The following is a 17,816-nucleotide window of genomic DNA, read 5'->3' on the forward strand; positions in this document are numbered from 1 at the left end:
ACAAGGGCGGACCGGATCGACACGGCGGTCAGGCCGGGCAGCGGTCGGACAACGCGTAGCGGGTGAGGACCACGTCGCCGATCTGGCGCACCTCGACCACCCGGGCCCGGCGCCCCGGGTGCCACGGGAAGCGGCCGTCCCCGACGAAGCGCGGCGCCCGCCGGTCCCCCACGAAGAACGGCGCCACCACCAGGTGCAACTCGTCGGCCAGGCCGGCGGTCAGGAACTGGCGGTGCACCGAGCCGCCGCCCTCCACCATCAGGCGCGCCACCCCGCGCCCGGCCAGGTCGGCCACCACCGCCTCCGGAGTGGCCGGATCACCGGCGTCGACCACCGTGGACACCGCGCCCACCTGCTCGCGGGCCTTGTCCACCACGCCGCTCGGGCAGTACACCAGCTTGAGCCCGTCACCGGCGGTGAAGAACCGGGCCCGCGGATCGAGGTCGCCGCTGCCGGTGACAGTCACCTTCACCGGCGACGGCGGCAACCCGCGCGCCACCCGCTCGGCGCGCCGGTGCTCGCTGCGCACCAGTAGGCGAGGGTCGTCGCGGCGGACGGTGGCCGCGCCCACCATGATCGCGTCGCACCCGGCCCGGGTCGCGTCGACCCGGTCCAGGTCGTCGTCGTTCGACAGCAGCAGCCGCTCGGTCGTCGCGTCGTCGATGTAGCCGTCGATCGACATCGCGCAGCTGAGCAGCACGTACGGGCGGGTCGTCACGGCACGAACGGCAGGTCGAGGGCATGGTCGGCGCGGGTCACCTTGGCCGCCAGATAGCCCGCGTTCGCCGGTGACAGGTGCACGCCGGTGGACACCCGGCCGGCCACCGTCACGCCCAGCCGTTCGAGCTGCGCCGCCTTGTCCGGGTTGTTGCTGAGCAGGGCCACCCGGTCCACGCCCAGCGCGGCGAGCATCTGCGCGGCCACCGTGTAGTCGCGCTCGTCCGCACCGCGCCCGAGCGCCAGGTTCGCCTCGTACGTGTCGAGGCCGCCGTCCTGGAGGGCGTACGCGTCGAGCTTGGCGTACAGGCCGATGCCGCGCCCCTCCTGCCGCAGGTAGAGCAGGTAGCCACCGGCCTCGGCGATCCGCTCGACCGCCTCGCGCAACTGCGGGCCGCAGTCGCAGCGCTGGCTGCCGAACACGTCCCCGGTGAGGCACTCGCTGTGCGGGCGGACCAGCGGCGGGTCGGCTTCGGCGTGCTCACCGAGCCCGAACGCCAGGTGCTCGCGGCCGTCGACGAGACCGTGGAAGGTGTGCACGCGGGCCGTGGTCACGTAGCCGTCGGGGAACCGGAGCGGAACCGTCACGCGGGTCCGGACCGTCGCGGCGGGCAGCGTTTCGTCCATGGTTCTCCTGTCCTCCGGTCGCCGGGCGGACCCGGCGACGCACACCTCGCTCCCCCACCGTAGGCGGGATCACCGACAGTTGCCGGGCTCGCGCCGAGGCATCCGCCGTGCCAGCAGCACCGCGGCGCCGGGAAGGCTGGCCACGAGGACCAGCGCGCCGTACACCGTGCCGGTCGCCACACCCTGCGCGGCGGTCAGCCCGGCCGAGGCGAACGCCCACGCGGCCACTCCCTCGCGCGGCCCGAAACCACCGACGTTCAACGGCACCGCCATGGCCAGCAGGGCCAGCAGCGTCAGCGGCAGCAGGTGCGACAGCGGTGCCTCCGCGCCGGCCGTGCGGGCCGCCACCACGAACGTGGCCAGGTGACCGGCGAACACCACGGTCGAGGCGACCACCACGCCGGCCCAGGTCCGGCGGCCCAGCACCCCGGAGCGGACGTCGGCGACAGCCGTCCGGGCGGCCCGGGCGAGCCGGGACGCCCCGGAGCGGGGCACCGCGCGGGCGGCGAGCACCAGCGCCAGCGCGACCACGGCGAGCACGGCCGCGAGGGCCGGCAGGTACCGGCGCACCGGCGACGGGAACGCGGCGAGCAGCGCCACCGCGATGACCACCTGCACCACCTGCCCGGCGGTGCGCTCCCACACCACCGCCCGGACGCCGCGGGCCACGTCCCCGGCGTCGCGGCCGTGCCGTACCGCCCGGTGCACGTCGCCGAGCACGCCGCCGGGGAGCGTGGAGTTGAGGAAGACCGCCCGGTAGCAGTGCGCCACCGCGGCGCGCATCGGCAGCCGTACGCCCAGCCCACCGGCTACCAGCGACCAGCGCCAGGCGCAGCAGACGGTGGTGATCACGCCGATGCCGAGCGCGGCGGCCAGCGCCGGCGCGTCGATCAGCCGCAGCCCGGCCAGGAACGGGCCGGTACCCACCGAGGCGACGAGCGCGGCGAGCACCGCCAGCCCGAGCAGCGGGCGTACCCAGGCTCCGTTCAGCCGGGCCCGGCGTGGCCGGATCGGTACGGATGCGACGGCCGGTACGGGTCCGGCGGAGGCGACGTGTGACAAACGGTCCTCCCTTGTTCCCACCGGTTGTCACGTGCCAGCAGCCGGTACGGTTCAGCCGGCGAGCAGGTCGGCGTGGTGCAGCACCACCTCGAGCCGGCCGGCGGCGGCCTCGGTGAGCCGCCACTTCTGATACGTCGCGGCGGGCCCGGACAGATGCGGTCGTTCCTCGACCGCCGCGTCGACCCAGCCGGTGAGCCACTCCGCGGCCAGTTCCGCCTGCTCCGGGCCGAGCCGCCACGGGGTCGGCCGCACGAGCGTCTCGACGCCGTGACGGCGGAACGCGGCCACCGTGACGTCCACCGCGTCCGGTCCGAGCAGGACCCGGCCGTCGACGGTACGACGCTGGTGGGCGTTGAACGCGGCGGTCAGCTCGGCGTCCAGCGGGTCCGGCGGGGTGAACTCGGCCCGTCCGGTCACGGTGAGCGCGAACAGCGTCGGGTGGCCGGCGCAGGCCGCCGCCATCCGCTCGACCTCCTCGGCGGTGAGCATGTCCAGCAGCGCGGACGCGGTGATCAGGTGGGCGTCGGCCAGGTCGGCGGCGGTCAGCCGGGTGACGTCGGAGCCGCGCGTGGTCACCGAGACCTCGGTGCCGTCGGCGGCGGTGAGCCGTCCGGCCCGGGCCAGCGCCAGCAGGTCCGCGTCGCGTTCGTGCAGCACCCAGCGCTGCGGGCCGGGCAGCCGGGGCGCGAGCCAGCGGGCCATCGAGCCGGTGCCGCTGCCCAGGTCGTGCACGACGATCGGCCGGCCGGCGGGCAGCCGGTCGCGGACCGCGTCGGCCAGCTCGGCGCTGCGGGCCGCCGCGTCGGCGGGCTCGCGCAGTCGCAGCCAGTCCGCGAAGCCGGGCGGGAGTGAGGTGGTCATGCCGCGGTCGCCTCCTTGAGTGCCGTCGCCAGCCGGTCCACGGTGACCGGCCAGCCGGTGAGGGTGTGCCGCCGCTGCCGGGCGGCGCGGCGCAGCCGGTCCCGCAGGCCCGGGTCGGTGAGCCAGCGGCGCAGCGCCGCGGCGGTCGCGCCCGGGTCGCCCGGCGGCACCAGCAGGCCGGGCCGGTCGCCGCCGGGGGCGTGCCCGAGCGTGTCCGGCAGGCCGCCCGTGTCGCTCGCCAGCACCGGTACGCCCCGGGCCAGCGCCTCGGTGACCACCATCCCGTACGTCTCCCGCCGGGAGGGCTGAACCAGCAGATCGGCTGCCGCGTACGTGGCGGCCAGGTCGGGTCCGGTGCGCGGACCGGTGAGCCGGACCCGGCCGGCGAGACCGGTAGCGGTGAGCCGTCCGCGCAGCCGGTCGGCGAACGCGCGGTCCCGGTCCGTCGGACCGACCCAGTCGCAGGTCCAGTCCAGGTCGGCCACCTCGGTGAGCGCGGCGGCGAGCACGTCGTGGCCCTTCAGCGGGGTTACCGCCGCGACGCAGAGCAGCCGTCCCCCGCCGGGCGTGCCGTCGGCGACGGGCGCCGGGTCGACGCCGGGTGGCGCGACGGTCACCCGTTCGGGGCGCAGCCGGTAGCGGTCGAGCAGCCGGTCGCGGGTCCACGCGCTGGTGGCGACCACTGCGGTGGCCGCCGCCAGTGACCGCGCCTCCGTCTCGCCCTCGATCGGCAGGTGCACCAGGATCACCAGGCGCAGCCGCGCGGCGTGCGGGGCGAGCACGTCCGGCACGGTCGAGGCCACCAGGCCGTCGAGCAGCACCGGCACGCCGTCGGGCAGCCCGCCGAGCAGTCCGGCCAGGTCGGCGCGTTCCCGTGGCCCCGGGTGTGGCCAGCCGCCGGGGACCATGTGTTCGCGTACCGTCCAGCCACGCGCGGCCAGGCCCCGGCAGGCGTGCCGGTCGTAGGCGTTGCCGCCGCTGGGGTCCGCCGGGTCGTCGATGTCGCCCGGCAGCACCACGTGGACGACTGTCATCCGGTCAGAGCGACCGCTCGTAGCTCGCCCACGCGATGTGCGACTCGTGCAGGGTGACGGTGATCCCGGCGAGCCCGCGCGCGCCCTCCCCCAGCCGGCCGGCGTGCACCGCGTCGGCGAGCCGGTCGGCGATCGTCCGCGCCAGCACCTCGGTGGTGGTGTTCACCCCGGCGAAGGCGGGCTCGTCGTCGAGGTTGCGGTAGTTCAGCTCGGCGAGCACGGCCTTGAGCTGCTCGGTGGCCAGCCCGATGTCGACAACGATCCCGTCGTCGTCCAGATCGGCGCGGCGGAACGTGGCGTCGACGACGAACGTCGCCCCGTGCAGCCGCTGCGCCGGGCCGAAGACCTCGCCGCGGAAGCTGTGGGCGACCATCATGTGGTCCCGGACGGTCACGCTGAACACGATCACTCCTCGCCGTAGGTGATGAGATGACACAGCGCCGGCAGCTCACCCGAGGCGAGCCGGTCCAGCACGTCGGGCAGGTCGTCGAAGCGGGACCGGCCGGTGAGCAGCGCGTCGAACGCCGGGTCGGCCAGCAGGTCGAGGGCGAGCGCGAGCCGGTCGGCGTAGCTGCGGTCGGCCCGCCGGGGCGAGACGGTGCCGACCTGGCTGCTGCGGATGCCCAGCCGTCGGGAGTGGAACGCGCCGCCCAGCGCCAGCGTGACCGGCCGGTCGCCATACCAGCTCAGCTCCAGCACGGTGCCCTCGGGGCGCAGCAGCTCCAGGCCGCGTTGCAGCCCGTCGGCGGTGGCGCTGGCGTGCACCACCAGGTCGCGCTCGCCGGTGGCGTCGGCGGGCGTGGCGAAGCCGGCGCCGAGCGCGGCGGCCACCGCGGCGCGGGCCGGGTCGGCGTCGACGAGTTCGACGCGTACGCCGGGGAAGCGGGCCAGCAGCGCGGTCACCGCGCAGCCGACCATGCCGCCGCCGATCACGGTGACCCGGTCGCCGACCAGCGGGGCGGCGTCCCAGAGCGCGTTCACAGCGGTCTCCACGGTGCCGGCCAGCACCGCACGCTCGGCCGGTACGCCGTCCGGCACGACGGTCACGGCGTCGGCCGGTACCACGTACGCGCTCTGGTGCGGGTAGAGGCAGAAGACGGTACGGCCGAGCAGCCGCTCGTCGCCCGCCTCGACGGTGCCGACGCTGAGGTAGCCGTATTTCACCGGGGCCGGGAAGTCGCCCTCCTGGAACGGCGCGCGCATGGCGTCGTGCTGGTCGGCCGGGACGCGGCCGGTGAACACCAGCGTCTCGGTGCCGCGGCTGACGCCGGAGAAGCGGGTCCGGACCAGCACCTCACCGGGGCCGGGAACGGCGAGCCGGACCGGCCGGATCTCGCCCTCGCCGGGGGCGCGGAGCCAGAACGCGTGGGCGTCGACCGTCACGAACTCTCCTCTTCCCCGCATTCCGACCGAGTTGTCGATCATAGACACGGAAGCGGGGCGTCCGCGGTTCGAACCGCCCGCGACCCGATGCTCAGGCGGCGCGCCGGCGCTGCTCCGTACGCCAGGTCTCCGGATCGGCCCGGTCGGCGTGCCGGTCCCCGGCCAGTTCCATCGCGCGGTGGGCAGCGGTCAGCGCGTCACACGGCGCGACCTGACCGTCACACAGCAGGCTCTCGCACCGGCCGGCCTCGTCGGGCCGGTGGGCGACTGCAACGTCGTACGCGGCCCGCCAGAGCAACGGGTCGGTGACTCCCCGTGGCAGGTCGGCGTCCAGACTGGACCTGTTGCGGATCGTGTCGGGCACCGTGTCCCCCTTTGCGTCGTCGCTACCGTCCCAGTGACCGGTTGAGCGCAGATCAAACCTCTCACCTGCGGACACGTCGCGACCAGCGGTGTTGGTCACGCCGGATAGGCGCGCGTCTCGGCTGCCTTGACCGCCGCCCAGACCGCGCGGCCGGGGATCAGTCCGAGATGGGCCGCGGCGGCGGGCGTGACGTCGGCGGCGACCTCGACCGGCCCGGCCAGTTGCACGCGCAGGTTGTCGCCGTGGCGTTGGACGCCGGTGACGGTGGCGGCCCACACGTTGCGCGGGCTGCCCTCCGGCCGGGACGGGTGCAGCGCGACGGCGGCCGGCGGGTACGCGACGAACGCCTCACCGTGGACGGTGTCGGCGGTGGTGAGCGTCAGCTCACCGACGGTCACGGTGTGTCCGTCGGCGCGGCCGCGGTGCAGGTTGAGGCCGACCAGCCGGGCCACGTAGTCGGTGCGCGGCCGGGCCGTGACGGTTGCGGCGTCGCCCTCCTGCACCACCCGGCCGTGCTCCACGATGACCAGTCGGTCGGCGAGCACCAGGGCGTCGAGGGGGTCGTGGGTGACGAGCAGCGTCGCGCCGGGGTGCGCGCCGAGGTGGCGCTGGAGTTCGGCGCGGGTGTCCAGCCGGGTCCGGGCGTCGAGCGCGGCGAGCGGCTCGTCGAGCAGCAGCAGCGCCGGGTCGACGGCGAGCGCGCGGGCCAGCGCGACCCGCTGCGCCTGCCCGCCGGAGAGCTGCCGGGGCCGGCGCCGGGCCTGGTCACCGAGGCCGACCCGGTCCAGCCACTCCTGGGCACGGGCGCGGGCGGCGCGCTTGTCCGCGCCCCGGCGGCGCGGCCCGAACGCCACGTTGTCCAGCGCGCTGAGGTGCGGGAACAGCAGGTAGTCCTGGAACACCACGCCGACCGGCCGCCGCTCCGGCGGCGTCCACACCCGGCGGTCCGGCCGGTCCAGGTCGGCGCCGCCGAGCGTGAGGTGCCCGGCGGTGAGGGGGTGCAGCCCGGCGAGCACCCGCAGCGCTGTGGTCTTGCCGGCGCCGTTGGGGCCGAGCAGCGCCACCACCTCACCGGCGGCGATGCGCAGCCGCACATCGAGGGTGAACCCGTCCCGCTCGGCGACCAGATGCGCGTCCAGCACACTCATGTCGTCCCGACCCATTTGTCGCGCAGGGCGGCGAGGATGACCACGGAGACGGTGAGCAGGATCAGGCTCAGCACGATCGCGGCCTGCAGGTCGGTCTCCAGCGCCAGGTAGACCGCCAGCGGCATGGTCTGGGTGCGGCCGGGATAGTTGCCGGCGAACGTGATGGTGGCCCCGAACTCACCGAGCGCGCGAGCCCAGCACAGCACCGCCCCGGCCGCCACGCCCGGGGCGACGAGCGGCAGCGTGACCCGGGTGAAGGTGGTGAACCGTCCGGCGCCGAGCGTGGCGGCGGCCTCCTCGTACCGGGGGTCGGCGCCGCGAAGCGCCCCCTCGACGGCGATGACCAGGAACGGCATGGCCACGAACGCCTCGGCCAGCACCACCCCGGCGGTGGTGAACGGCAGCGTCACGCCGAACGTCTCGTCGAGCCACGACCCGACCAGCCCGCGCCGGCCGAAGACCAGCAGCAGCGCCACGCCGCCGACCACCGGCGGCAGCACCAGCGGCACCGTGACCAGCGCCCGGACCAGCCGCCGGCCGGGGAACTCCACCCGCGCCAAGAGCCAGGCCAGGGGTACGCCGAGCGCCACGCAGAGCAGCGTGGCGACGGTGGCGGTCTCCAGCGACAGCCGCAGCGCGGTGAGCACACCCGGCTCGGCCAGCCGCTGGGGCAGCGTGGTCCAGGGCGTCCGGAGCAGCAGGCCGGCGAGCGGCAGGACGAGGAAGGTCAGGCCGAGCCCGGCGGGCACGAGCAGGGCGATCGGCACCCGCTGCCGGCGTACGGTGCGGCTCATGCGCCGGGCGGCGCCTGGAACCCGGCGGCGGTGAGCACGGCGAGCCCGGCGTCGGAGCGGACGAAGTCGACGAAGGCGCGGGCGCCGGCCGGGTTCCCGGCGGCGCGCAGCACCACGATCGGGTAGTCGTTCACCGCGCGCGCCGACTCGGGGAACTCGACCGCGTCGAGCCCGGGTGCGGCGCGGACGTCGGTGCGGTAGACCAGTGCCGCGTCGACCTCGCCGAGACGCAGCTTGGCCAGCGCGCCCTTGACGTCCTGTTCGAGCGTGGCGGGGGTGAGCCGCACGCCCGCGGCGTCCAGGGCGGTACGCGCGGCGGCGCCGCAGGGCACCTGCTCGGCGCAGAGCGCCACCTTGACGCCGGGGCGGGCGAGGTCGGCCAGGCCGCCGACCCGGGCCGGGTTACCACGGGGTACGGCGACGACGAGCTGATTGCGGACCAGCACAGCAGGTTCGCCGTCGGCGTCACCGGCGTCGGTGACCGTCTTCATGGTGGCCGGGGAGGCGGCGGCGAACACGTCGGCGGGTGCGCCCTGGGTGATCTGGGTGGCGAGGCCCGAGCTGCCGCCGAAGTTGAACGTGACGCTGCTGCCCGGGTGGGCGGCCTCGTACTCCTTGCCGAGCGTGGTGAACGACTCGGTGAGCGAGGCGGCGGCGAACACGGTCACCGGGCCGGCACCGTCGGGACCGGCCGGTTCGTCCGCGCCGCCGCAGGCGGTCAGGCCCAGCGCCCCCACCAGCGCGGCGGCGAGCGCGGCGCGGATCCACCGTACGGTCACGGGCTCGTCCTTCCCCTGGGGGTGGTGGCGGGGGCGCGCTCGACCACGACGGTGGTCGACTTGATCACCGCGACGGCGACGGAGCCGACCTGGAGGTCGAGGTCGTCCACGGCCTCGCGGCTCATCAGCGACACCACACGGAACGGCCCGGCCTGGATGTCCACCTGGGCCATCACGGTGTCCTTGACGACGGCGGTGACGATGCCGCGCAGCCGGTTGCGGGCCGAGGACAGCTCGGGGTGGCCGGGGGCGCGGACGAACGCTGCCACGTCGGCGCCGTCGAGCACCCGGTGGCCGTGCTCGTCGCGGGTGGCCGGCAGCTTGCCGGCGTCGATCCAGCGGCGGACCGTGTCCGCGCTGACCCCGAGCAGTTCGGCTGCCTCGCCGATCCGGAACACCGTCACGCGCTCACCCTAGCGGCCCGCAGGTGCGAGCCGGAAGGGGCGTGGTGGCTCGCACCCGCGAGCCGCGATGCGCCTCGGTGCCCGGAACTGCGGTTCAGTCGGCCGGGGTGATCCGGACCCGCCGCAGCAGCTGGGCGTTGAGCGCCACCACGATCGTCGAGGCGGACATCAGCACCGCGCCCAGCGCCGGACTGAGCGCGACGCCCGCCCAGGCGAGGACACCGGCGGCGAGCGGGATCGCCACCACGTTGTAGCCGGCCGCCCAGGCCAGGTTCTGCCGCATCTTCCGGTACGACGCGCGGGACAGCCGGATCACGCCGCCGACGCCGCGCGGGTCGGAGCCGGCGAGCACCACCCCGGCGGACTCGATCGCCACGTCGGTGCCGGCGCCGATGGCCAGCCCGACGTCGGCGCGGGCGAGCGCCGGTGCGTCGTTGACGCCGTCGCCGACCATCGCCACCGTCAGTCCCCGGCCGCGCAGCTCGGCCACCGCCTTGTCCTTGTCGGCCGGGAGCACCTCGGCGAAGACCTCGTCGACGCCGGGCCGGAACCCGAGGTCGGCGGCGACCGCCTCGGCGACCGGGCGCGCGTCGCCGGTGATCATCACGATCTTGCGTACGCCGAGGTCGCGCAGCTCGGCCACGGCGGCCCGCGCCTCCGGGCGGACCTGGTCCTCCAGCCCGAACGCGGCGGTCACCTCCGGCGGGCCACCCTCGGGCAGGCGGACCAGGTGCAGCACCGCGGCGCCCCGGCCCGACCACTCCTGCGCGGCCCGGGCCAGGTCGTCCGGCACCGCGGCGTCGAGTTCGCGCAGCAGCGCCGGACCGCCGACCGCCCAGTCCACGCCGTCCACAGTGGCGCGCACTCCCCGGCCGGTCAGTGCCCGGAAGCCGCGCGCGGCGGGACGGGCGCCGCGGGCGTCGGCGGCGGCCACCAGCGCCCGGGCCAGCGGGTGCTCGCTGTCGGCCTCCACCGCGCCGGCCAGCGCCAGGGCGACCGCCTCGTCCGTCCCGCCGGTGGAGGCCACCCCGGTCACCGTGTGCCGGCCGGTGGTGAGCGTGCCGGTCTTGTCGAACAGGACCGTGTCGACGGTGCGCATCCGCTCCAGCGCGAGCCGGTCCTTGACCAGGATGCCGGCGCGGGCCGACAGCGCTGTGGACAGCGCCACCACCAGCGGGATGGCCAGGCCGAGCGCGTGCGGGCAGGCGATCACCAACACGGTCACGGTGCGTACCACCGCCTGGTCGGGGTCGCCGAGCAGCGCCCAGACCGCGAACGTCGCGAGGCCGGCGAACGCCGCCAGGTAGAACAGCAGCGCGGCGAACCGGTCGGCGAGCACCTGCGCGCGCCCGCCGGAGGCCTGCGCCTCGGCGACGAGCCGCCCGATGCCGGCCAGCGCGGTGTCCGCGCCGACCGCCTCGACGCGTACCCGGAGGGTGGAGTCGGTGGCGACGGTGCCGGCGACCACCCGGTCCCCGGCGGCGCGGGCCACCGGCCGCGACTCCCCCGTGATCATCGACTCGTCCAGCTCGGCGGCGCCCTCGACGATCCGGCCGTCGGCCGGCACCCGCCCGCCGGGGCGCACCAGCACCAGGTCGCCCACCCGCAGCTCGCCGACCGGCACCGGATGCGGCCGCCCGGCGTCGTCCAGGCGCTCGGCGTCGTCGGGCAGCAGCGCCGCGAGGGCACCGAGCGCGCCGCGCGCCTGCCCGACCGCCCGCATCTCCTGCCAGTGCCCGAGCAGCATGATGGTGACCAGCGCGGCCAGCTCCCACCAGAAGTCGAGATCGAACAGGCCGAGGCTGGTGGCGGCCGAGGCGAGGTACGCGACGACGATCGCCATCGAGATCAGCAGCATCATGCCGGGGGCACGTTCGCGCAGCTCACGCAGCCCGCCGGTGAGGAACGGCCAGCCGCCGTACGCGAACACCACGGTGCCGAGCACCGGGCCGACCCAGCGCACGCCCGGGAACTCGAGCGAGTAGCCGAACCAGTCCATCACCATGTGGCTGGTGGCGACGATCGGTACCGTCAGCGCCAGGCTGAGCCAGAAGCGGCGGCGGAACTGCTCCGGGTCGTGCCCGGCGTGCGCGCCGTGCCCGCCGCCGTGGTCGTCCTGACCGCCGCCGTGGCCGCCGGTGTCGTGGCCTCCGTGGTGGCCGGTTCCGTGCTCCATCGGGCGTCACCTCCATCCGCCACCATACCCCCTGGGGGTAACCGCCGGCGTCCGGTCGGCGCGGTGGTCAGCGCTGGGGGCGGGCGCCGACGCTCGGCCGGTCCGCCGGAGGACGGCCCTGCCAGGGCCAGCGGCCGTCCAGCTCCACCTCCAGCGAGAAACTCAGGAACGTGCGGACCAGCACGATCAGCGCCAGCACGCCGACGCTGGTGAAGGTGGGCGACACCGCTACCGTACGGATGATGTCGCCGCCGACCAGGAACTCCAGGCCGAGCAGGATGGCCCGGCCGACCCCCTGCCGGTACGCCCGGTAGTGCGCGACCACCTGGCGGGTCCGGGCGCAGCGCACCGCGAACACCGCCGTGGCGACCGCGACGCCGACCGCGATGACGAGCACCCCGGCCAGGTCGAGCAGTGCCCCGACGTGCTGGACGATCTCCTTCGTCGGCACCCGGCACCCCCGCACCAGCCTGACCCGTCGGCCACGCCCGCGAGCGGGTTTGCCGGTCGGGCAGCCGGTGGGGGGACGTCCGGCCGGGACGGCGGGGCGGGTGCGCCGCCGTCCCGGCCGGCCCGGTCACTGCCCGATGGCGGCCTGCGGCCCGGCGTACGTGCGCAGCAGTGCGGGAACCTGCGCGGCGGGGTCGAGGCGGTAGGAGTAGAAACTCGACGGGGTGAACGCCGAGCCGCCGGTCTCCCGCTGACCGGTGCAGCCGACGCAGACGCTGCCGCTCTGGCGTAGTTCCGCGGTGTCGTCCCGGTAGTAGGGGTCCTTCACGTTCTCGTAGTAGCTGTTCTCGATCACCAGCTTGGTACGGCCCCGGGAGTAGTTGCCGTACCCCCTGATGTTCTGCAGGTAGTTGTTGAAGAAGTGGGCGTACTGGACGTTGTCGGTGCTGGGATTGCGCACGTTCGTGTCGTGGATCCAGTTGTGGTGCATGGTGATCCGGGCGGTGACGTTGTCCGTCCAGCCGATGCCGAACGCCTTGTTGCCCTCGGCGATGACGTTCCAGGACACGGTCAGGTTCGTGGTGTCCTTCCGGCTGTCGATCAGGCCGTCGTTCATCCGCGTGATCGTGTTGTGGTCGATCCAGATCCGGTTCGCGGTGTCCATCTGGATGCCGTCGTAGTCGAAGTCCTTGTCGTCCGGGTCGTCCGAGGCCACCCGGGTGTCCCGGATGGTCAGGTTGCGGATGATGACGTTGGCGGTGCCGGCGCCGAGGTGGAATCCGCCGTTGACGATCTGCCCGTTCCGCCCGACTCCGACGATCGTCTTGTTCGAGCCGACCGGGATCTCCCGGCCGTACGGGCTGACCGTGATCGCCGCGCCGACCCGGATGACGTACGGCGTGCTGGACGCCGCGTACCGCTCCAGGTCGGCCTGGCTGGTCACGGTGACCGTGGCGCCGGCCGCCCCGCCGGTGGTGCCGGCCGCGCCGGCGAACCCGTCCGGCGCGTTCGAGTACGGCACACCGGCCGGCGGCGCGGTCGGCGTCGGGGACGGCGCACCGGTCGTCGGGGTGACCCCGCCGGTGCAGGCGGTGCCGTTGAGCGTGAACACCGTGGGCGCCGGGTTCGTGGCGCCGCGCGAGCCGGTGAAGCCGAACGAGACGCTCCCCCCGGCCGGCAGGGCGGCGTTCCAGTCGACGTTCGTCGCGGTGACGCTCGACGTCCCGGCCGTAACGGTGGCGTTCCACGACTGGGTGACCTGCTGGCCGGCCGGGAACGTCCAGGCCAGCCGCCAGCCGTTCACCGCGTCGCCCAGGTTCGTGATCGTCACGTCGGCGTTGAAGCCGCCGCTCCACTCGCTGCTGACCCGGTAGTCGACCCGGCAGCCGGCCGCCGCCTGGGCGGTGACCGCGGTGACCGCGCCGAGCGCCGCCAGCGCCGCGGTCGTGCCGAGCACCAGCGCGGTACGCCAGGGCCGGCCCTTCTTCGTGACAGTCATGCCGTTCTCCAACATCGTGATCACAACGGGTTCCACCCGTCGGTGCCGGCGAGGTATCTCTGCGGTGTGTAGGTGGCGGCCTGGGCGTCGCTGAGCTGCGGCCGGTTGCCGTTGACCGTCGCGCCGGGGCCGGTGTTGCGGTATTCGGAGAAGCGGGCGTTCTGCCAGGTGGCGTCGCCCATGTTCGTCCACGGCTGGACGTTGCGGACCGTGCCGCTGAGCGTGGACTCCCGGTAGAGCACCTGCGCGCCCTGGCGCCACGGCCGGCCGAGGGTGGTGTTGTTGTTCCCGGTGCCGGTGATCGTCGACCGGTAGAACAGGAAGCCGTACGTCTTGGCGGCGTCCGTGCTGGCGGCGGTGACGGTGCCGCCGCTGGAACGCTTCTCGTGGATGGTGCAGGCGTGGAAGACGATCGTGCCGCCGCCGAAGATGAAGTCGGTGGTGCCCTCGACGTAGGAGTCGACCACGTACGCCCGGGTGCGGTCGTTGACCAGGAAGGTGTCCTGATCACCGAGGAGGCGTACGTTGCGCAGCACCGCACGGTCGGCGTTGAGGTGCAGCGCGACCGCCTGCTGGCCGCTGGTCACCGAGCCCTCGTCGAAGTCGTTGGCGATGGTCAGGTTCTCCGCCACGAAGTCGGACCCGTCGACGAACATGCTGGCGCTGCCGGAGGTGCCGCTGCTGTTCGCCGAGTTGTTGAAGACGATCACGGTGTTCGCCGGTGACGTGCCGAGTCCCCGGAACGTGATGTGGGGTTTGTTCGACGGCACCCGCACCACCTGGCGGTAGGTGCCCGGCTTGATGGTGACGACCCGCCGTGTGGTGTTGTTCGCCGGCACCGCGTCGACGGCCTCCTGCACGGTGCGGTAGGTGCCGGTGCCGTCGGCCGCCACGGTCGCCGTGCCGGTCGGCGGCGGTGACGTCGGCGCGGCGGTGGGCGTGGGCGAGCCGGACGAGCCGGTACAGGTGACGCCGTTGAGCGTGAACGTGGCCGGGCTCGGGTTCGTGACGCCGTTCCAGGTGCCGTTGAACCCGGCCTCGACGCTCGCGCCGGTGCCGATGGTGGCGTTCCAGTCGACGTTGGCCGCGACCACTGACGCGCCTGTCGAGCTGGTGGTGAAGCCCCACGCCTGGGTGACTGACTGCCCGGCCGGGAACGTCCAGCCGAGACGCCAGCCGGTGAGGCTGTCGCCGAGATTCCGGATGGTGACGGCGGCGGTGAAGCCGCCGGCCCACTGCGCGGTGACCCGGTAGCCGACCTGGCAGCCCGCGGCGGCCTGGGACGGGCCGGCGGTGGCGACGCCGACGGCGGCGGTCGCGGTGGTGGTGACGAGGACGGCGAACAGGGCCGCCGCCCGTCGTCGGACGAGTTGTCTCACGGTTCTCCCCGGGGATCCTGGGTGTGCGGTGTGTCGGCCTCCGCCGTCACCGCCATCGCTGGCGGCGGCCCTCACGGCGGCGGCCGGTGCCCGGTGACGGATGCTGCCCGGCTACCCGTCACCACACAGACGGGGCGGTCCGGCCGCGACAACGCTTTTTCTCGCGCCGGTTTTCCGCCGGACGCCTCAGCGGGCTGTCAGGTCGGCGCCGAGCCGGGTGCCGGTGCCCAGGTAGCCGGTGGACGGCAACGTCCCGTCGGCGCGCCGGGGCCCCTCGGCCGTCCGCGGATCGGTGGACCGCAGCCGGGCGGCGCTCCAGCCGTCGTCGTCCCACGAGTTTCCGGTGGCGGCGACGCGCTCACCGCCGCGGGCCGGCGTCCGGTTGTCCAGGGCCAGGTTCCACCGAGCCGTGCCGCCGGCGCCGGTCAGGTCGAAGCCGGCGCCACCGTTGCGGAACGCGGTGTTGCCGGTGAGGTCGATCCGGCCGGCGTTGGCCTCCACACCGAATCCGTGCCCCCGGTTGCCCCAGGCGGCGTTGTCCCGCACCCGGTGACCGGCCGGGACCGGTTCCCCGCCGCCGAGCGAGAAGCCGTACCCGTTGCTGTCCCAGCCGGTCACGCCCCACCGGTTCTGCCCGTTGCCGTAGGACCAGTTCCGCTCCACGGTGACCGGGTCGGCGAAGCCGCCGAGGTCGATGCCGTCGTCGGCGTTGTGGAAGGTCCGGTTGCCGCGCAGCACGTTGCCCGCGCCGTCGCCGAACTTGACCGCGAGCCCCACGCCGGCGCCGCCCGGGTCCGCCGGGTCGTAGCTGCGGAAGAAGTCGCTGTCGAGCACCTGGTTGCCCACTGTGCCCGGGTCGCGCAGCGTCAGGCCGGAACGGGCGTTGTCGTGCACGGACAGGCGACGGAACACGGTGTGGGAGCAGGCCCGGCAGACCCAGGCGTGGCTGCGGGAGCCGCGTACCTCGATGTCCTGCACGGTCCACCAGGCGGTCCGCTGGGTGACGGCCCAGGCGTCCGCGGGCACCGCGGCGGCGTCGAGCACCGGCCGCTCGCCCCGGTATGCGCTGAGCACGATGCGCCGGTCCGCCGTGCCGTCCGTACCGATGGTCACCGGTTCGGTCATCCGGTACGTGCCACCGCGCAGGGCGATGGTCTGGCCGGGCCGGACCACCTCGGCCGCTCGGTTCAGCGTGGCGTACGGACGGCGGAGGCTGCCGTCGCCGTCGTCGCTGCCGTCCGGGGCGACGACGATGTCGGCGTCGGTCACGCCGGTGAGCGCACGCGACGGACGCGGCGACGGGACGGCGGACGGGGCGGCGGACGGCGTTGCGGCGGCCGACGGCCCGCCCCGGACCGGGAGCGTGGGCGCGGCGGCCACCACACCGTCCCGGCCGTCCGGCTCATGGCGCACGGCAAGGGTGAGCGCGGTGACGGCCAGGACCGCGACCGTGCCGGCGGCGACCGCCGCCTTCGACGACAACGCCCGCCGCAGGCCGCCCACCGCGGCCGGCGCCACGGGCGGGACCGCCACCACCGCCGGTTGCGCTTCGAGCGCCGCGCGCAGTCCGGCGGCCAGGCCGGCCGGCACCGCCAGCCCGGCCAGGCCGGGCAGGATCTGCTCCGGCGTGCCGCGGCGTCCGCCCGCGGCGAGGCAGGCCGGGCAGGCCAGGACATGCCGGCTCAGCCGTTTGCGCCACAGCGGCACGAGCGTGCCGTCCCACGCCCGAGCGGCGACGGCCAGGCCGGGGCAGCGCGGCCGGGCCCGCCACGCGGCCAGGACGGTGTACGCCTGCGCGAGCCGGGAGCGCATCCGCTGGATCCGGACCGCCGCGTGGGAGGCGCCGACCCCGAGTGCCTCGCCCACGTCGCCGCGGGTCAGCTCCCCGTCCAGCTCCCGCCACCACAGCGCGAGCACCTCACGGTCGTCGGCGTCGAGCCAGGCGACCGCGGAGAGCACGTCCCGTCGCCGGGCGTCCCGGTCCACCTCGGACAGGGCCGCGCCCGCGGTGTCCGCGTCCGGATCCGGCACCTCCGCGTACGGATCCAGCGGCACCTGGCGGGCCCCGGCCCGGCGGCGGGCGTGTTCGCGGACCTGGCGGATGGCGATGGTGACCAGCCAGGCGCGGAACCGGTCCGGCTCGCGCAGCGTGGGCAGCCGCTCGACGACGCGGAGCATGACCTCCTGCACCACGTCGTCGACATCGGCGTGCCCGGCCAGCGCGCGTCCGACCACGTTGTACACCAGCGGCAGATGGGCGGCGAGAAGCGCGGTGAGCACGGCCCGGTCACCCTGGCGTGCCGCCGTCACCAGTTCGACGTCCACCGCCGCCGTCACGGCGCACCGCCCTCCGGCTCCCGGAAGACGTGCCACCGCCGGCGATCGTGGGAGCGCGCCCACGAGGCTGGCACAGGGTCACCGGGTTGTAAACCCCGCTCGTGGTCGCGTCCGGGGCGCTCAGTCCTGGGCCTGCCAGCGGTAGAAGACGGTGGCCACCGAGTCCTGCGGGCCCTGCCACCGGTCCGGCCGGTACGGCTCGATGTACGGGCCCAGGTCCTGCATCACCTTGCCGAACGCGGGCTTGTCGCCGTGCTGGTCCCGGGTGGCCTCGGCCGCCGACGACTCCTGTTCGAGCAGGTGCACGTAGACGTCGTCGATCGAGTAGAGCCAGCGCCCGGTGACCCCGAGGTCGGCCGGGAGCGACCCGGCGTCGGACTCGGCGAAGACCCGTGCCACGTCCGGCTCGGCGCCCGGCTTGATCCGCCCGACGATCACGGTGAGCGTGGTGTCGGCGGGCGGCTCGCCCTCGGGCGCCCAGTGGTAGAACTCCTTCGCCACCGAGTCCGACGGGTTCTTCCAGTAGCGCGGGTAGGGCGTGACGTACGGGCCGATCTCCTCGGCGATCTTCTGGAAGGCGGGCAGGCCGCGGGTCTGCCCGGAGATCCGCGGGTCCTGCTCCCGCTCGATCACGTGGATGTAGAGGTCGTGGTGCGACAGCAGGTACCGGCCGATGACGCCCAGGTCCTGCGGCCGGGTGGCCTGGTCGTAGTGGCCGAACACGCCGCCGACGATCTGCTCGCTGCCGGGGACCATGTGACAGACGATCACGTTGCGGAAGACCATGACTGCTCCTTGGTGGG

At 74.8% G+C, this 17,816-nt stretch carries 18 protein-coding genes; all 18 read right to left on the bottom strand.

What is annotated here, in order from left to right:
• Positions 1-28: 28 nt before the first annotated feature.
• Entirely contained in the window at positions 29-718 is a 690-nt protein-coding gene (locus ABD52_RS00605) for a dihydrofolate reductase family protein (RefSeq protein WP_047890411.1), read from the bottom strand.
• The gene (gene ribA / locus ABD52_RS00610) at positions 715-1,344 is read right to left on the bottom strand and encodes a GTP cyclohydrolase II (RefSeq protein WP_047890410.1); all 630 of its coding nucleotides are present in this window, start codon (positions 1,342-1,344) and stop codon (positions 715-717) included. Before ribA ends, ABD52_RS00605 begins: the two co-directional genes overlap by 4 nt.
• A 69-nt stretch (positions 1,345-1,413) precedes the next feature.
• A complete protein-coding gene (locus tag ABD52_RS00615; protein WP_174361799.1) occupies positions 1,414-2,355 on the bottom strand; it encodes a lysylphosphatidylglycerol synthase transmembrane domain-containing protein in 942 nt (313 codons plus the stop codon).
• Between the two features lie 102 nt (positions 2,356-2,457).
• Positions 2,458-3,267 (bottom strand): class I SAM-dependent methyltransferase, encoded by an 810-nt coding sequence (locus ABD52_RS00620; protein ID WP_013476482.1) that lies wholly within the window; start codon positions 3,265-3,267, stop codon positions 2,458-2,460.
• Entirely contained in the window at positions 3,264-4,301 is a 1,038-nt protein-coding gene (locus ABD52_RS00625) for a glycosyltransferase family 4 protein (RefSeq protein WP_047890408.1), read from the bottom strand. Before ABD52_RS00625 ends, ABD52_RS00620 begins: the two co-directional genes overlap by 4 nt.
• A 4-nt stretch (positions 4,302-4,305) precedes the next feature.
• A complete protein-coding gene (locus ABD52_RS00630; protein WP_047890407.1) occupies positions 4,306-4,704 on the bottom strand; it encodes a 6-carboxytetrahydropterin synthase in 399 nt (132 codons plus the stop codon).
• Between the two features lie 2 nt (positions 4,705-4,706).
• Complete coding sequence (locus ABD52_RS00635) at positions 4,707-5,684, bottom strand: zinc-binding alcohol dehydrogenase (protein WP_047890406.1); 978 nt, start codon at positions 5,682-5,684, stop codon at positions 4,707-4,709.
• Between the two features lie 91 nt (positions 5,685-5,775).
• Positions 5,776-6,048, bottom strand: coding sequence for a hypothetical protein (locus tag ABD52_RS00640; RefSeq protein ID WP_013286766.1), 273 nt, complete (start codon positions 6,046-6,048; stop codon positions 5,776-5,778).
• 95 nt (positions 6,049-6,143) lie between these two features.
• The gene (locus ABD52_RS00645; protein WP_047890405.1) at positions 6,144-7,196 is read right to left on the bottom strand and encodes an ABC transporter ATP-binding protein; all 1,053 of its coding nucleotides are present in this window, start codon (positions 7,194-7,196) and stop codon (positions 6,144-6,146) included.
• The gene (locus ABD52_RS00650) at positions 7,193-7,990 is read right to left on the bottom strand and encodes an ABC transporter permease (protein ID WP_013476478.1); all 798 of its coding nucleotides are present in this window, start codon (positions 7,988-7,990) and stop codon (positions 7,193-7,195) included. The genes ABD52_RS00645 and ABD52_RS00650 overlap by 4 nt, the downstream gene beginning before the upstream one ends.
• Positions 7,987-8,769: a molybdate ABC transporter substrate-binding protein gene (modA, locus tag ABD52_RS00655; RefSeq protein WP_013286769.1), complete on the bottom strand. Its 783-nt coding sequence runs from the start codon at positions 8,767-8,769 to the stop codon at positions 7,987-7,989. Before modA ends, ABD52_RS00650 begins: the two co-directional genes overlap by 4 nt.
• A complete protein-coding gene (locus ABD52_RS00660; RefSeq protein WP_013286770.1) occupies positions 8,766-9,173 on the bottom strand; it encodes a molybdopterin-binding protein in 408 nt (135 codons plus the stop codon). Before ABD52_RS00660 ends, modA begins: the two co-directional genes overlap by 4 nt.
• A gap of 94 nt (positions 9,174-9,267) precedes the next feature.
• Entirely contained in the window at positions 9,268-11,349 is a 2,082-nt protein-coding gene (locus ABD52_RS00665; protein WP_047890404.1) for a heavy metal translocating P-type ATPase, read from the bottom strand.
• A gap of 67 nt (positions 11,350-11,416) precedes the next feature.
• A complete protein-coding gene (locus ABD52_RS00670) occupies positions 11,417-11,800 on the bottom strand; it encodes a DUF1622 domain-containing protein (RefSeq protein ID WP_013286772.1) in 384 nt (127 codons plus the stop codon).
• A 126-nt stretch (positions 11,801-11,926) separates the two neighbouring features.
• Positions 11,927-13,297: a cellulose binding domain-containing protein gene (locus ABD52_RS00675; protein WP_047890433.1), complete on the bottom strand. Its 1,371-nt coding sequence runs from the start codon at positions 13,295-13,297 to the stop codon at positions 11,927-11,929.
• A 20-nt stretch (positions 13,298-13,317) separates the two neighbouring features.
• Positions 13,318-14,676, bottom strand: coding sequence for a pectinesterase family protein (locus ABD52_RS00680; protein WP_047890403.1), 1,359 nt, complete (start codon positions 14,674-14,676; stop codon positions 13,318-13,320).
• Between the two features lie 186 nt (positions 14,677-14,862).
• Entirely contained in the window at positions 14,863-17,013 is a 2,151-nt protein-coding gene (locus tag ABD52_RS00685; RefSeq protein WP_047890422.1) for a sigma-70 family RNA polymerase sigma factor, read from the bottom strand.
• 120 nt (positions 17,014-17,133) lie between these two features.
• The gene (locus ABD52_RS00690; RefSeq protein WP_013286776.1) at positions 17,134-17,799 is read right to left on the bottom strand and encodes a TcmI family type II polyketide cyclase; all 666 of its coding nucleotides are present in this window, start codon (positions 17,797-17,799) and stop codon (positions 17,134-17,136) included.
• Positions 17,800-17,816 lie beyond the last annotated feature (17 nt).

The organism is Micromonospora sp. RV43 (genome assembly GCF_001029515.1).
GTDB classification, from domain to species: domain Bacteria; phylum Actinomycetota; class Actinomycetes; order Mycobacteriales; family Micromonosporaceae; genus Micromonospora; species Micromonospora aurantiaca.

Excerpts from the sequence above, each read along its gene's own strand:
- ribA (WP_047890410.1), bottom strand. The coding sequence starts at position 1,344 with ATGGACGAAACGCTGCCCGCCGCGACGGTCCGGACCCGCGTGACGGTT.
- ABD52_RS00620 (WP_013476482.1), bottom strand. The coding sequence starts at position 3,267 with ATGACCACCTCACTCCCGCCCGGCTTCGCGGACTGGCTGCGACTGCGC.
- ABD52_RS00625 (WP_047890408.1), bottom strand. The coding sequence starts at position 4,301 with ATGACAGTCGTCCACGTGGTGCTGCCGGGCGACATCGACGACCCGGCG.
- ABD52_RS00645 (WP_047890405.1), bottom strand. The coding sequence starts at position 7,196 with ATGAGTGTGCTGGACGCGCATCTGGTCGCCGAGCGGGACGGGTTCACC.
- ABD52_RS00650 (WP_013476478.1), bottom strand. The coding sequence starts at position 7,990 with ATGAGCCGCACCGTACGCCGGCAGCGGGTGCCGATCGCCCTGCTCGTG.
- ABD52_RS00665 (WP_047890404.1), bottom strand. The coding sequence starts at position 11,349 with ATGGAGCACGGAACCGGCCACCACGGAGGCCACGACACCGGCGGCCAC.
- ABD52_RS00675 (WP_047890433.1), bottom strand. The coding sequence starts at position 13,297 with ATGACTGTCACGAAGAAGGGCCGGCCCTGGCGTACCGCGCTGGTGCTC.
- ABD52_RS00690 (WP_013286776.1), bottom strand. The coding sequence starts at position 17,799 with ATGGTCTTCCGCAACGTGATCGTCTGTCACATGGTCCCCGGCAGCGAG.